At 48.9% G+C, this 15,161-nt stretch carries 14 protein-coding genes; all 14 read right to left on the bottom strand.

What is annotated here, in order from left to right:
- Positions 1 to 34 precede the first annotated feature (34 nt).
- Positions 35 to 2,542 carry a stage II sporulation protein E gene (spoIIE, locus tag NLX82_RS26285; RefSeq protein ID WP_028542513.1) on the bottom strand — a complete coding sequence of 836 codons (2,508 nt, stop codon included), beginning with the start codon at positions 2,540 to 2,542 and terminating at the stop codon, positions 35 to 37.
- 292 nt (positions 2,543 to 2,834) lie between these two features.
- Complete coding sequence (locus NLX82_RS26280; RefSeq protein WP_023986442.1) at positions 2,835 to 3,041, bottom strand: hypothetical protein; 207 nt, start codon at positions 3,039 to 3,041, stop codon at positions 2,835 to 2,837.
- Positions 3,042 to 3,047: 6 nt separating this feature from the next.
- The gene (locus NLX82_RS26275; protein ID WP_014279051.1) at positions 3,048 to 3,572 is read right to left on the bottom strand and encodes a S1 domain-containing RNA-binding protein; all 525 of its coding nucleotides are present in this window, start codon (positions 3,570 to 3,572) and stop codon (positions 3,048 to 3,050) included.
- Positions 3,573 to 3,695: 123 nt separating this feature from the next.
- Positions 3,696 to 4,025 carry an FtsB family cell division protein gene (locus NLX82_RS26270; protein ID WP_013308137.1) on the bottom strand — a complete coding sequence of 110 codons (330 nt, stop codon included), beginning with the start codon at positions 4,023 to 4,025 and terminating at the stop codon, positions 3,696 to 3,698.
- 4 nt (positions 4,026 to 4,029) lie between these two features.
- A complete protein-coding gene (gene yabQ / locus NLX82_RS26265; protein WP_023986441.1) occupies positions 4,030 to 4,608 on the bottom strand; it encodes a spore cortex biosynthesis protein YabQ in 579 nt (192 codons plus the stop codon).
- Positions 4,605 to 4,889 carry a sporulation protein YabP gene (gene yabP, locus NLX82_RS26260; protein WP_013368685.1) on the bottom strand — a complete coding sequence of 95 codons (285 nt, stop codon included), beginning with the start codon at positions 4,887 to 4,889 and terminating at the stop codon, positions 4,605 to 4,607. The genes yabQ and yabP overlap by 4 nt, the downstream gene beginning before the upstream one ends.
- A gap of 179 nt (positions 4,890 to 5,068) precedes the next feature.
- Positions 5,069 to 5,347: an RNA-binding S4 domain-containing protein gene (locus NLX82_RS26255; protein WP_016818913.1), complete on the bottom strand. Its 279-nt coding sequence runs from the start codon at positions 5,345 to 5,347 to the stop codon at positions 5,069 to 5,071.
- Complete coding sequence (locus NLX82_RS26250; RefSeq protein ID WP_007428028.1) at positions 5,347 to 5,619, bottom strand: HU family DNA-binding protein; 273 nt, start codon at positions 5,617 to 5,619, stop codon at positions 5,347 to 5,349. Before NLX82_RS26250 ends, NLX82_RS26255 begins: the two co-directional genes overlap by 1 nt.
- Before the next feature lie 333 nt (positions 5,620 to 5,952).
- The gene (gene yabN / locus NLX82_RS26245) at positions 5,953 to 7,452 is read right to left on the bottom strand and encodes a bifunctional methyltransferase/pyrophosphohydrolase YabN (RefSeq protein ID WP_068938701.1); all 1,500 of its coding nucleotides are present in this window, start codon (positions 7,450 to 7,452) and stop codon (positions 5,953 to 5,955) included.
- 159 nt (positions 7,453 to 7,611) lie between these two features.
- Positions 7,612 to 9,270 carry a putative polysaccharide biosynthesis protein gene (locus tag NLX82_RS26240; protein WP_068938702.1) on the bottom strand — a complete coding sequence of 553 codons (1,659 nt, stop codon included), beginning with the start codon at positions 9,268 to 9,270 and terminating at the stop codon, positions 7,612 to 7,614.
- A gap of 141 nt (positions 9,271 to 9,411) precedes the next feature.
- Positions 9,412 to 9,954: a stage V sporulation protein T gene (gene spoVT, locus NLX82_RS26235; protein WP_254349263.1), complete on the bottom strand. Its 543-nt coding sequence runs from the start codon at positions 9,952 to 9,954 to the stop codon at positions 9,412 to 9,414.
- A gap of 167 nt (positions 9,955 to 10,121) precedes the next feature.
- On the bottom strand, positions 10,122 to 11,240 hold the full coding sequence (locus NLX82_RS26230) for a peptidylprolyl isomerase (protein WP_023986437.1): 1,119 nt from the start codon (positions 11,238 to 11,240) through the stop codon (positions 10,122 to 10,124).
- Complete coding sequence (gene mfd / locus NLX82_RS26225; RefSeq protein ID WP_254349262.1) at positions 11,224 to 14,751, bottom strand: transcription-repair coupling factor; 3,528 nt, start codon at positions 14,749 to 14,751, stop codon at positions 11,224 to 11,226. The genes NLX82_RS26230 and mfd overlap by 17 nt, the downstream gene beginning before the upstream one ends.
- A 134-nt stretch (positions 14,752 to 14,885) precedes the next feature.
- On the bottom strand, positions 14,886 to 15,116 hold the full coding sequence (fin, locus tag NLX82_RS26220; protein ID WP_013308128.1) for an anti-sigma-F factor Fin: 231 nt from the start codon (positions 15,114 to 15,116) through the stop codon (positions 14,886 to 14,888).
- Positions 15,117 to 15,161 lie beyond the last annotated feature (45 nt).

Genomic DNA, 15,161 nt, shown 5'->3' with positions numbered 1-15,161 from the left:
AAAACGAATAAGGAATTTCCCGGGCAATGTCGGATTAGCTCACCGTCCGTGGACGTTCCAACCACCTCATGCCAGGTACATGGAGAGTTGCCCATTCTGGGCGGAAGTGATCTATTTTACTAACGACTACTGTCATATCATCATAGATTTGATTTTGTTGGTATCGAATAACCCTTTCTAGTAAGCAGTCGGCCAACTGCTGTGGATCTTCGCTTTCAATTTCCTGAATCATGCGTTTCATCCATATTTCCTTATTAACCGCATAACCCGGTGAGTCGTATATACCGTCTGTAATCATAATGAGAATATCACCCGGCTGGAGCTGCAGTGATACCAAATCAACTTCAATATCCTGTATAATGCCAATCGGCAAGTTGCTGGCAGATACGGGAATGACCTCCTCCCCTCTTTTAATAAAACTCGGCGTAGACCCAATCTTCATAAAGGTTGTCTGGGCCGTGTACTGATCAATCAGCGCCATATCGACCGTAGCATACATTTCCTCAGGTGATCGCAGCATCAGGACAGAGTTGACCGACTTGATCGCCAACTTTTCGTCCATACCCGATTGGAGTAATTCCTCCAAAATGTTAAGTGCTGCACTGCTCTCTTGCTGCGCGCGCTCTCCGTTCCCCATACCATCACTTAAAGAGACTGCAAAAGTCCCGTTCCCTAGCTCCATCATGCTGTAGCTGTCACCTGAGAAAAAATCGCCTCCTTTGGCGGCACTAGCTACTCCTGTAGCAATCTCATACGTTTTAGCAGAGCCGAACATGACTGTAGCTAAGCCTTGGCGGCGATCTGCCTCCGTTTCGCGCATCACAGCTATATGCTCGTCCAGTATGTCCGACAGAAGTGGAGCAATGATTTTCCGACATTCATCAAATCCCCTTGTATAGGCATGGACAATCTCAATTTCTACCTGACCCGCATCCAGGTTAATGATCTCAATGGATTGAATGGACAAGCCCAGTCTATCAAGAGCCTCTCGTATTTGCTCTTCCTGCCGATGCATGGTTTGCCCTTCCCGCTGAATTTCTCGCGCTAAATCCTCCATGATTTGTGATACACCCGATAGTTGGTCAGCAACAAGCTGACGACTATCGTATACTTGGCGCTTCCACTGCATATTATGTTGGTAGAGGCTATACTGCTGCTTCATCACTTGCAGGACAGCGCCCGTTTTAGCACATGCCTTGCTCCATTGCGGGGGTATCTGCTCCGGCTCCAAATCCGGGTTATCCTCAATGGCGCTCATCATTTCCGTCATATACTGATGGGTTTGCATAAACTTGCCGTCCCAGCACTGCTCACACTTGAAGCAGGACGCACATGTCCCTTCTGCCACCGCATTCATAAAGTGTTCGATTTCACCATCCGACTTCGTGCTCTCACTCGCAGATATCTGATGAAAGCTGCGGGATAGTTGACTGAATACACGGGAAAACTTCGTTACCCGCTCTGCGGTGAGATCGCGAACCCTTTTGGCATACTCATGCTGAGATTTGGCGTGGTCCTGCGTACCGGGAACATAGGTAGAAACCGCTTTAAAGAAACTTTTTGGGGTCATTAAGAATAATAGAATTGCCGCACAGCTCTCCCAGGTTGACGTCAGCACGTCTCCGGTCCCGTCCAAATAGATCGTCAGGATTGAGGAGCCTAGCAGCATCCCAAGCGCAACAGCACCTTTTTTTCCTTCACGCAGCATTCCTGCCAGCAAACCTGCAAAAGCGAGTAAACTCATCTGCACAATTGCAGACATATTGGCCAAGCTTAAAATTAAGCCAGTAATTACACCGACCGATGCACCCAGCGAAGCACCTCCCACCAAAGCAAACACCAAGACCAAATATCGCGACAGTACATGATCGACAGACAATGAATGAACAGTCCATCCTACTGCTCCCGTCATCACAGAGGCTAATAAAATAATAAGACATAAAATTTCCTCATTTTTGAGCTGGCTTGTCTTCTTGCGGTACGTAAACAACGGTATGGCCTGTGTGAACACCAGCGTAAGCATAAAGCTGAGAACCGCATCCGTTCCCACAATGATAAGTTCATACCATGTAAAAGTTGGAGCCATCACGGCGTTAAATAAATTGACCATAAACACCGACAAGAAAACCATAAGCGGGGCATAGGATAATTCCAGACGGTCGAAGGTTCGTAGCCCGCGATACAGGAGATAAAATACCAGTAACTCACCACCAATCATAAATAACGATGGGTAAGGAGCTAACAGGCTGCCTAACACAACGGATACAGCTACAGGCAGCATCAGATCACGCCGAAGAAACGTTATGACCGCAAAATAAGCGAGGGCAAACGGAGAAAGCTCGTCCAAAATAGTGGCGCGTCCCAGTAGAACTCCCATAGCTGACAATAGCAGCATCCATCTTTGCGCCGTTACCCATTGCACCACTTTATGTGAATCCAGCCGTTTCTTGAGTCTGGAAGACCAACCTTCCGTACGCTCTTTGGATTTGGACTTTCTAGATTTTAACCCCGGAAAATGTACCACGTTCCATTTCTCCATCATGCGTCAGGCACCCCATTCATCAATTTGATGTTCCCATCTTAAACCAGAACGATTGAGAAAGTTTGTCAGAACCTCACGTCTTATTCCAAGAAATTTCCGACAAAAAAACGTTCTGCGCGAAAGGACAGAGCATCACTCTGAACATCAAGCTACGCCCGTATGGAAGCCGATGAAAGAAACGTCCCGCTACTCCTTACATAACCTCTCGATGTCGTTCATCCTGATGTCCAAACTAGCGATTCGCACAGAAGATAGACGGAAAACCGTTGGAGTTTGTCGGACGATTATGTCCTCACGACAAAAAAAACATCCACTTTCCAGCATCGTAGCTCTTATCTTCTTCGCCAAAATTGCGAATCTCATAAATGCCCGTACGACTAACCACTGGATTCAGCGCCGACAGCCGCTGCTTATCGCATCTGTTGTCGGTAGAACGCAAAAAAACCGTAGCAGTCTCTCGACTGTACGGTTTTCCGTGTATGATTGATACGGTTGTCAAAGTGAATTAAACACGCTTCGCGCCGCGTCCTCCGCGTTTACCTTCGGTGTTCTTTTTCAGCGACGAAATGCGTTCCTCACTATCTTTCAGGAAGCGTGACATTTTATCCTCAAATGAAGGTTTACCCGGTGCAGGCTTGAAAGAACGGCCTCCACGATCGCGGTTGAAACCACCGCCACCACCACCGCGTCCTTGACTTGGACCTGAACCTCCACCGCCGAAACGGTCGCCTCCGCCTGGTCCTCCTGTACGCTCCGGTCTTGGAGCTCTTGGGGGACGGGCTTCACTTGCCGGCTTGTCAATCGTTTGCTTAATGGAAAGTCCGATTTTGCCATCTTTGTCAACATTAATGACTTTCACCGTCACAACATCATTAATCTTCAGGTGGTCGTTAACATCCTTAACATAGTTATCGGCGATTTCCGAGATGTGAACGAGACCCGTGACACCTCCAGACAAATCCACAAATGCTCCAAAATGCGTGATGCCTGTCACTTTGCCCTCTAACTTGGTGCCCACTTCAATTGCCATAGAATAAAATGATCCTCCCTTAAAATATACAACCGATTTTTTTGCAAAAAAATCCCGCTGTGGTGATTTGATTATACAAAATGGCGGAACCAAGGTCAACTAAGCATTGGCCCGATAATGTTCCTATTTCTGATCTCCGATGATTGGCGTCTCTTCCGGTTTGTAAAGACCGTACTTGCTTCTGGCAATCTCGCCAATGTACTCAGGGTCCTTGAGACGATTCACTTCGGTTTGAAGCTGTTGTTCCGTTTGTGTAGCAGCTTGCTTCTGCTTTTCCTTCTGGGTGAGCTGTTCACTTCGATCGGCCATAATCATGCCTTGAGAAAAAAAGGTAAAAATTGCCCAACTACCAAAGGCGGCAAGCGATAGCAACCAAATCATGATTCGCCTGCGCCCGCCCGCGTTGGACTTGGACGTAGAAGATGAATGGCGATCTACAGACGAATTACGCATGATACTACCTCCTTCCAAACCATCTTTTCGCTGTGTTTTTCAGTCTGATACCCAGCTTTACGAGCAACTCTGGAGTCTTCCAGCGCGCTTTAAGCGGACCGATCAGCCATAGGATCGGCTTCCAAACCGGCATCAGGATGTATATCAGCATCCTTCCCAGGAACACAATAAGTGTCCATGTCCATCCGACCAGCTTGCGTAACAGCCGATACAGCGCTAACACCGGAAGAACAATCAGGATGCGCAGTATGCTGTTCACGATCAACGTCAGTCTGCGAACTATCTCTAATAACATTACCACAAAACGTTGGGTTGTAACACTAAAGGCCCAAAAATAGAGCCAAACCCCCAAAAGTAGTCCTAAAAAGACATAAAACCGCAGCTCACCGCGATTACTCGCGTATAGCACACGGAAAATAAACAAAGCCGAGGCCACCCAGTACAGCACGTCCAACATATGAACGCTCCAGCGGGCAAAATGAAAGCGGATGGACAGCACCCGGTAGCTGTCAAACACCACTCCCATGGCTATGCCCGACAACAGCATCCATGTCAATGTCAGCCATTGTGTGTAAGGGTTCATTTGAAGAGCTTGCCGAATAGGCTTTTTCCGTTTTTGGCCGGGGCCCCGGGCTCCAGGTAGACGAGGGAAGTAATCAAACCTTCAATGGACAACAGCCCCTCTTCTAGACTGAGGTTTTTGATATGTAAATGTTGTCCGCGAATGGTGAGATGGCCCAGCTCGGTCTGAAGCAAAAATTCTTCACTGTCAAAGCTCTCCACATTGCTGACGCCTGAAATATCGAGTTGCTTGCGGCTTTGCATGCGCAGATCATGGTGCTTGGACTTCCCTTGTTCAATCATGGCATGTACCCCTCCTTCTGTTCTTAGCTTATGAAGGGGGCCGTATGATTTAGAACCGCTTTTGCTGTTAATCAGCATATGATGGACGAAACCTCGTCATCTAAAGAAAAAAAAGCACTCCTTCATAAAATAATGAAGGAATGCTTTCATGTACAGTTGTGAGAAAATCAGATGTCTGCTTACCAGTTCAAACCATTGTCCCTGGCAATAGGCTCTTCCTTTACCAAAGTGTACATACTTGCAGCCTCGTCCTTGCGTGTAGTGTCGGCGAGCCGTTCCACTCGCACGGTCACCAGCTTCTGGCCAAACTGGACGGTAATTTCATCGCCTACTTTGACCGCACTGCTCGGCTTGGCTTCGCGTCCGTTCACCAGCACTCTCCCTTGTTCGGAGACGTCCTTGGCTACCGTACGCCGCTTAATCAGCCGCGAGACTTTCAAGAATTTATCAAGACGCATTAGTTAACGGCTTCTTTAAGCTTATTACCGGCTTTAAAAGCAGGAACGGTCGATTCTGGAATTTCAATCGTGTTACCGGTTTGTGGATTGCGGCCTGTACGGCTGGAACGCTTGCGTGTTTCGAAAGTACCAAAGCCGATCAGTTGCACTTTGTCACCGCTAGCAAGTGCATCTGTAATTTCACCAAGAACGCCATTCAATACAGCTTCAACGTCACGTTTGCTCAAACCGCTTTTGCTGGAAATATTGTTGATCAGATCTGTCTTGTTCATAAGATAAAAGCCTCCCAAATGTCAAAAAATAATCATCACGCTGCATGTCCATTTATGGAGCAGACGTGAGGTCCAACTGTGGCCGAAGCCCTCCTGAATGTCACTGTAACACGCTTAACTATAAGCTACAGTTATTTTCAGAATTACTACAAGTTATTCTGGCTTGTCCGTAAAAATCCTGCAATGACAGGCGTTTTTTTATTCGACCCCAGTTAAGCCAACATCCTACTACAAAACTCTGCCCATTGGCAAGTCTTCACAAACTGGGCCTTCTTTCAACCCTGCATATGTCTCATTTTACTGTTCTGTGCAGCCAAAAGCGAATATGTGGAATCACGCTTTGCCAAGGAGCTTTTTCGCTTCCTGCCAGTAAGTCTCCATTTCATCTACGCTGCTGTCTTCGGGACGGCGTCCCTGCTCGCGTAATTTCTGCTCAATATACTGGAAACGGTCGACAAATTTGCGATTGGTGGCGGACAATGCCTCTTCCGGATCTACTCCCATGAACCGGGCTGCATTCACTGCAACAAATAATACATCGCCTAACTCCAGCAACTGGGCTTCCACGGCATGCCCTTCACGAACCGCTTCCTTCAGCTCAGCCACTTCTTCGTCCAATTTATCGAATACGCCCTCAATGCTATCCCAGTTAAAGCCTACTTTAGCTGCTTTCTTCTGGAGCTTGTACGATTTCATAAGAGCAGGCAGATCACGTGGAACCCCATCCAGTACGGAAGGGTCTGCTGCCGTCGTGCCTTTAAGCCGTTTTTCCTCAGCCTTCATCTGCTCCCAGTTTTGCAGTGCCTCTTCCGCATCATTCGCTTGATTGTCACCAAATACATGTGGATGACGGAAAATAAGCTTATCATTCAGCCCCTGGATAACATCATACACATTGAAGGTTCCGACTTCCTCTTCCATTTGGGCATGCAGTAAAATTTGCAACAACAGATCGCCCAGCTCTTCCTTCATATGCTCAGGGTCGTCCTCATCTATCGTTTCAATGACTTCATACGTTTCTTCGATCAGATTTTTGCGGATCGACTGATGTGTCTGTTCACGATCCCATGGACAGCCTTCCGGACTGCGTAAAATATCGACAATCTCGTGTAAACGGTCAAAAGAACGCCGTTTCAGCGCCTCATCTTCACTGCGAGGTATGTATACCAAGGATAGGTTCCCGTAGCCCTCTACTCGATCTAGCTCGTACAGCGGCACCTTGTGCACCGCTTCCTCGCCTTCCACCCCAAGAGCGTGACCGACGTACACCTCATAATCGTCAGGATACCGCTCCATCAGGCACAGCTTCACATCAGAAGCCGTGAAGGTGTCATACACCTGTCCGATCAGCGTATGCAGCTGAGGCTGGAGCCAGCCGGCATCCAGTGTACCTGCGTCCAACAGTTGGAAACCCTCGATCGGATCAAAACCAAGACGCACAAAAGCCTCATCCAGGAAACTTTCGCCACCCAGAATGTTCAGTTCAATCCCTTGCGCAGGACAACGCTCCTTAAGCAACTGCACCGCTGCTTCTGCCACCATCGGGTGACCGGGAACCGCATAGACGATTTCGCTTCCGTCTGCCGCCTTAGCAGCTGTCGTAATTAATTGGCTGGTAATTTCCTCGTATACCTCTGGAAAGGACTCCTTTGTCTCATATACCTTGTCAAACGACTCAAAAGCCACTTCAAACTCATTCAGCACTTGAACCGCAGGATGCTCCTTGGTCCGCAGATAGAGCGCTGAAGCGCCCCGCATTTTGTTCAATATCCCTATCGTAAGCTGATCCGGATCTCCCGAGCCCAAACCTACGACCGTTAATGTTACGCTCATATCCAATCCTCCGTTTCGCAGAAACAAGGTTCGTGCTCGAAAAAATATACGGCCTAACCCCGCTTCCGCTTCCTTTGCTTTGGGACTTACTATACCACAAAGTTGTATAGGCTCATAAAATGGCTGTGCCACTTTCGCGCCCTAAGCCCTATGCCTGGGCTAAGCCAGTACACGCAGCCTGCGCAGCACGGCTGCCAGCGGGCGTCCGAGCTTGGGCACCGCCACAAGCTCGGCTTCCGTGATCAGCCTCAAGCGTGCGAGGCCGATCACGAACACAACGGCGCCTGCTGCTACGCCCAGCAGGCTCTCCGCGGCTGCCGTGGCGCGACCTCCGGCAGCCCATCCCAAGGCACCCAGCACAGCGCTGGTGCCCCACATCGCCGCCCCGGCCGCACCAGCCAGGGCGATAAGCAGTGCCGCCGGCTTGAGCACGCTGGCGGACCAGCTCCCACGCAGGCCTACCAAGCGAGCCAGCAGCACGATGTTGATCACCGCCGCCAGCAGATAGGCGACAGCCCCCGCAATGGCGGCTCCAGCCGTGCCTAGCTGCGGCACGAGCAGCCAGTTTAGCAGCGCCTTGGCTACTGCGGCCGCGAGCATCGCCAGAGCCGGCGCGCGAACCGCGCCAAGCCCTTGCAGCAGCGCAGCCGAGATGATGCTGAGCGTACCGCCTACGGCGGTTAGCGCCATCCAGCGCATGACCTCGCTGCCGGTGTCGTCCGCATACAGCATCACATTGACGGGCACAGCCAGCACGATCAGGCCTGTCGCAGCGGCTAGTCCCAGCAACCAAAACCAGCGCAGCGATTGCTCGCACTGGCGACGTGCCAGCTCCGTACCGCCGGTCACCCGCGCCTCAGCCAGCGATGGAATGAATAATGCCGACAGTGTGGTAGCAAACATCATGACTAGCTGTACCAGCGGCAGACCTCGGTTATACACGCCAAAGGCCACCATAACCGCAGTATCGTCCAAACCCTCCTGCTTTAACAAGCGAGGTACGGTAAAAGTGTCTACCAGGCTAATTAACGGAACGGCTAGCGCTCCAAGGCAAACAGGCAAGGCATAACGCAGCAGCGCCTTTAGCAAGGCACCGTTGCTTTCCGCCGGGTGTAGCTCTCCAGTTTGTGCTTGCACTGTCGCCATGACCGTCCCTTGCCTTCTAAGCCTCTTCCTGTGATTTCGCCAATATAGCAACATGACGACCAATCCCGCTGCTCCACCTGCTGCTGAACCAAACACTGCTCCGGCGGCAATCATATCCGCCCCCGCTCCTTGCGACAGCATGAGCAGCAACAGCATAATCATCACGCTTACCCGTATCGCCTGCTCCGTCACTTGGGAGATAGCAGTCGGAAGCATATTTTGCAAACCTTGAAAATATCCTCTCAATCCCGCCATAACCGGTACGAACAAAAAGGCAAACGCCGCCGCCCTCACCGACGGAATAACGTGAGCATTGTCGATCCATTGACCAATGAGCGGCGCGCACGTATACATCAGCACGCCCAAGATCAATCCAAAGACACCCAAGACAAGCGAAGATAGCCGAGCAACACGTTGCCCCGCTGCCCGGTTTCCCACTGCCTCAAACTCAGCTACAAATTTGGATATTGCAGCCGGAAATCCAGCAGCTGCAATGGTAATGAACAGCGTATAAAAAGGATAAACCGTATTATAAATGCCAAACACGCCGTCGCCGCCGATATTCTGCAGCGGGATTTTTTGCACTGTGCCGATCAGCTTGCTCGCTACTGCTGCCAGTGTCAAAATGACAGCACCCCGTAGCAGCCGCGAAGCGGCGCGATTTTCCTGCATTCTCCGTCTCCACTCCCACCTGAAATATGCATCTTTCACGAGTCCTATTATACCGCCTCTTCTCCCGGAAAGAAAAAAAACCCTGTACAACGCAGGACGGCTTTCGCCATTCTGTACGTCATACAGGGGTGAAACGGGATGTTACTGTTCCATTTGTTTGCCCAGGAAGCCAGCGGCTGTTTCAGCCATTTTGATCTCCATTTCGGACATTTTTACATTTTCGTCCTTGCTCAACAATACAACGGAACCAATGGGATCACCACCGGAAACAATGGGAGCCGCCACAAAGGACGAGAGTGTTTCTTCGTGGTCTCGCGTTAGCTCATAGGAGCCGCTGGCTGTCTCCAGCACAGTTTTGCGATTATCCATACTACCTTCGATAATGCTACCGATTGGCTTGTCCAGAAACTCTTTTTTAGAGCCTCCAGCCACCGTAATAATGGTGTCCCGATCGGTAATCATTGTAATATGGCCCGTGCTTTCAAACAGGGACTCAGCATATTCTTTGGCGAAATCACCAAGTTCACCAATAGGTGAATACTTTTTCAAAATGACTTCTCCGTCACGATCCACAAAAATCTCAAGCGGATCTCCTTCACGAATTCTCAAGGTGCGGCGAATTTCCTTTGGAATAACTACCCGCCCAAGGTCATCAATACGGCGAACTATACCAGTAGCTTTCATTTCACATGTTGCCCCACTTTCTCAAGAAGAATTTAGTAAACTACTGACGGTATCGAAAGACGCTTCCACTCCCCCAGAAGCGGTCACGAAGAACGTCACGGTCATGGTGTTTATGGTGATATCTGACCATAGTATTCATCTGTTCCCAATTCCTTATGCATGTTCAGTTATTTACCTTCGTTTGTAGCTCCATCTTTGGCTGTTCCTGCATTGGTATCGCCCGTACCGTTTGTTGCTGCGCCCGGTGTAGTTGTGCTACCAGCACCGGAAGTTGCACCGCTTTTCTCTTGCGTAGCTGGTACCTTCGGCAGATTGATTTTCAAATCAAGCTTCGTCAAATCATTTTCGGTAAAGTTTTGGATACTTTCCCCGGCCAATTTATTTTTCAGGGCAGCCTTTTCGTTGTCTTTCAATTTATCAAACGTTGGCTCATTGCGGGACTCCACTTTGATCACGTGATATCCGTATTCCGTTTCCACTGGCTCCCCGATTTTGTTAATCGGCTGAGTCTCAGCGGCCTCTTTAAATGCAGGTACCCATTGCGCTACGGATGCATTCTCATACAGGCCTCCGTTAGACGCAGAACCTGGGTCTTCTGAATACTTCTTGGCAATCGTCGCAAAATCCGCTCCTCCGTCCAGCTTCGCCTTCACTTCTTTGGCCAGCTTGAGGGTATCCTCTTTTTTGCGCTGTTTCTTCGTTTTAGGATCTTCGAAGTTAATTAATACATGACGCACGGTTGCTGTTGTGAATTGATCTTTATTTTTCTCAAATTCCTGTTTTAGCTGATCATCTGTTACTTTGTTAGTTTCGCTGTTGATTACCGTCATTACACGCGTGAAGTAATCTTTCACACCTTGTTCGGTCAGTTTTTTATCACTCAGAAATGTCTTGAACTTATCTTCTCCGACTGACTTTTTATACTGCTCCAGCTGTTCGTTCCCTTCTTTGGCACCCTGCTCCTTGGCTTTGTCGTCCGCTTTGGCCGCCAGAAGCTTGTACACCACTTCCTGCTTTACAATTTGCTCCCGTACCTGATCCGAAGCTAACGCAGCCTCATATTCCGGGTAAAGGAATTTCATCATGCTGATTTCTTGGTTGAACTCATTTTCGGTAATGGTTCCACCCTTATAGGTCACGACAACCTTGCTGTTGTCCTTCGGTTCATCCTTGACCTTGTTCTCATCCGCTTGCTTCGTACATGCTGCCAGCACGGATATAGCTAGCAGCGCTGCCATTCCCAAGGAGAGCATTCTCCAAGGTTTTCTTTTATTTAGTTGTGGCATTTTGCAGTTCCTCCTTCAATGTGAATGCTTCTTTCAATGCACTCAAAAATTGTTCCAGCAGTTCTAGCAACTGTGGATCATTTAGACCTTTGCCCTTTATGTGTGCGCTCATAGAAGTGCCCTGTTCAAATTGTACACGTCTTTCAAAGCGATTGCCAATCTCGGCAAGTTTAGCAGTCTGTACCGCCTGCTGACGCCCTTCATGGAATTTCAGCACTATATTGTCATCCCGTTGCACTATGGACTCGATGCCATACATGCGTCCATATACCTTGAGACGAGCCACGGCTAGCAAATGAAGCACAGCCTCTGGCAGATCGCCAAATCGGTCGACCAGTTCATCTTCCAGTTCAGAAGCCTCGTCAAAGGTGCTGACCGCTGCAACCTTTTTATAAATCTCAATCTTCTGGATGCTGTCATAAATATAGTCTCCCGGCAAGTAAGCATCGACGCCTAAATCAATCGACGTACTCCAATTCCGATTGGACTGATCCTCTTCTCCAAGTACGCTGACTTTACGTTTATTAATTTCCTCAGCTAGCATCTGCGAGTAAAGATCAAAACCGACGGATGCGATGAATCCATGCTGCTCAGCGCCAAGCAAGTTACCCGCTCCACGGATGGACAAATCGCGCATTGCAATCTTGAACCCGGAGCCCAGCTCCGTAAATTCTTTAATCGACTGAAGGCGCTTCTCTGCCACTTCCGTGAGCACCTTATCCCGCTGGTACGTGAAGTAAGCATAGGCAATCCGATTGGAACGACCTACACGCCCACGTAGCTGATAAAGCTGGGATAGCCCCATTTTATCGGCATCATGCACAATGAGTGTATTCACATTTGGAATATCCACACCGGTTTCGATTATGCTCGTGCTGACCAGTACATCATATTCGCCATCCAGGAAATCCAAAATAGTTTTCTCCAGTTCGGTTTCGGACATCTGTCCGTGACCCACGCCCACCTTGGCCTCCGGTACGAGCGCATTGATCTCTGCAGCCATCTCCTGAATGCCCTGCACGCGATTATACAGATAGTACACCTGCCCTCCGCGTGCCATCTCGCGTTCAATGGCCTCACGAACTAGAGTCTGGCTGTGCTCAACCACATAGGTTTGCACTGGAAAACGGTTTTCCGGTGGCGTCTCAATGACTGACAAGTCACGTACACCCAGCATGGACATATGCAACGTACGCGGAATAGGTGTTGCCGTTAACGTCAGCACATCTACGTTCGTTTTCAGCTTCTTCAGCTTTTCCTTATGGGTTACGCCAAATCGCTGTTCTTCATCGACAATCAGCATTCCCAAGTCCTTAAACACCAGATCCTGCGACAACAGACGATGGGTACCAATGACAATATCGACCGTGCCTTGCCGGACCCCTTTAATCGTCTCATTCTGCTCTTTGCGCGAGCGGAAACGGCTCAATACCTGAATATTGAACGGATACCCTGAAAAACGTTCACGGAACGTCTCATAGTGTTGTTGTGCCAAAATTGTCGTCGGTACCAGCACCGCTACTTGTTTACCTTCAATAGCAGACTTAAAAGCAGCACGAATAGCAACTTCAGTTTTGCCGTAACCTACATCACCGCATAGCAAACGATCCATCGGGCGACTCTGCTCCATGTCCTTCTTAATCTCTTCAATGGCCCGAATCTGGTCACGTGTCTCATCATACGGGAACATATCTTCAAACTCTTGTTGCTCAGGTGAATCCTTTTCAAAAGCAAACCCTGGTGCCGACTGTCGTTCTGCATATAGCTTGATCAAGTCATCCGCAATATCCTGAACCGAGCTGCGCACCTTACTTTTAACCCGTGTCCACTCATTGCCACCCAGTTTATAAATCTTGGGTTCCTTGTCCTCTGAGCCGACATATTTCTGAATCAGATCAATTTGTTCAATCGGCACAGACAGCTTATCTCCACCCGCATAGAGGACATGCATGTAATCCTTATGGATACCGCCAACCTCCAGCGTGCCGATCCCCATGTACTTCCCGATCCCGTGATTTTGGTGTACGACATAGTCGCCCACCTTCAGCTCGCTATAGCTCTTAATCCGTTCTGCATTGTCCACATGCCGGCCCTGCTTACGAGCTTTCCTCTGCTTCTGGGAAAACATTTCACCCTCGGTAATGACTGCCAGATGAATAGACGGCATTTCAAAACCGCTTTGCAGATTGCCTATAGCCATCGTCGGCTCATCAATACCGTAATCTTCAAGCACTCTGCGCATCCGGTCCAGACGTTCATCTCCACTCGCCAGCATCATAACCTGTGTGCCTGCTTTGCGCCAACGATCCATCTCCGCCTTGAGCACATTCATTTGGCCATGGAAATCCTGCATGCCTCGGCAGATGAAGTTCAAAATATTTTGTGGCTGGGTATGAGGAACCTGACGGAGGAAAATCGACAGGAACAACGTCTGAAATCTCCGGTTGTACAGCAGATTGTCCGCGTCATCTGACAGTTCTAGCTGCGGTAACGTTTTACCGTTTTGAAGCAAATGCAGATTCCATTCTGACTCATCTCGTTCCAGTTGCTTGGCTGTTTCCAGCATACGTGCCGGTTCATCAATAATCAGAATCGTATCTTCCGGCATATAGTCTGCTAGGGTTTTACGTTCAGGATACAGCAGGGAGATATATTTATAGATTTCGTCAAAATACACATGCTCTCGCAGCAACTCAATTTCACGATGGATCTCTTCTTTCAGATGCTGCTTAGCTTGACGATCCGTCATTTTGCCCAGCTGCTCCTCCAACAAAATAGCAGCGGCATCCGCCGCCTGGTCCATACGCTGGTTATTCGCAATAACTTCCTTACACGGTGTTACGGTAACGTCCTGAACCTTCTCCACCGAACGCTGATCTTGCGGATCAAACTTACGGATCGAATCAATTTCATCGTCAAACAGCTCCACACGATAGCCCCAACGGGTTGTCATTGGATAAAAATCAATAATTCCTCCGCGTACGCTCATCTCTCCACGTGATTCCACACGCTCTACACGCTGGTATCCCATCTCGACCATATGTAGCAAAAACGCTTCCAGCTGAATCGTTTCGCCTTCTTTCAGCTCAATACGAGCCTCACGCCATGTTTCCGGAATTGGCAGTAAACGTCGGACACCAGAAAACGGCACGACAACAATCCCACGAAAACCCTGGGCGCAGCGTATCAATACATCAATTCGTTGGGACAATGTCTCTGGACTGGATATTGCTGCTTCAGCAGCTACCAGCTCATTAGCAGGATACAATAAAACCTGATCAGGAGAAAGCGCTTCCTGTAAGTCATCTGCTATTTTTTGAGCGGCAAACATATTGTGCGTCATGACCATTAACGGTCGTCCGGTATCTTCGGCAAGCGCGGCCATCAGTACCTGTCGGGAAGAGCCTGATAAACCTGATATCAGTTGTTCCTTCATTCCTGATGATATACCTGCTGCAATGGATGCATAATCAGCATCCTTCGTAAAAGCCTGAATAAGTGCTTGTAACAAAAAAGGCACCCCTTTATGCTTATAAATAGTTACATGTAAACCGAAAAAGAAGCCTCAGCAATGCTGCCAAGGCTCCATAAGCGGAATTGCCGCTTCACCTCTCAAGCTGGTACATCCTACCAGTTGAATACCTGTTATTGGAGCGGATTAACGAGCAGACTCAGCTCAGGATTATTCTCCAATGCCTGACTGCAATGCTCGCAAATGACTTTGACGGTCACTTCACCACCCGAATTATACGCTATTATATCTCTACGTTCGGCAGGGGTCAAGGAATGGAAGCCCAACCTTTCTTCGGTTATTGCCGCGGAATCAATTCGTCCCAAGAAAGTTCGACAATGTCTGCATACATAATTAACAATCATGTAATGTATATGCCTCCTGAAAGTTTTCTATACCTTTCAGTATGT

It is taken from the genome of Paenibacillus sp. A3M_27_13 (genome assembly GCF_024213315.1).
In the GTDB taxonomy this organism is placed as follows: domain Bacteria; phylum Bacillota; class Bacilli; order Paenibacillales; family Paenibacillaceae; genus Paenibacillus; species Paenibacillus polymyxa_B.
This window is presented reverse-complemented; position numbering and strand designations above follow the sequence as displayed.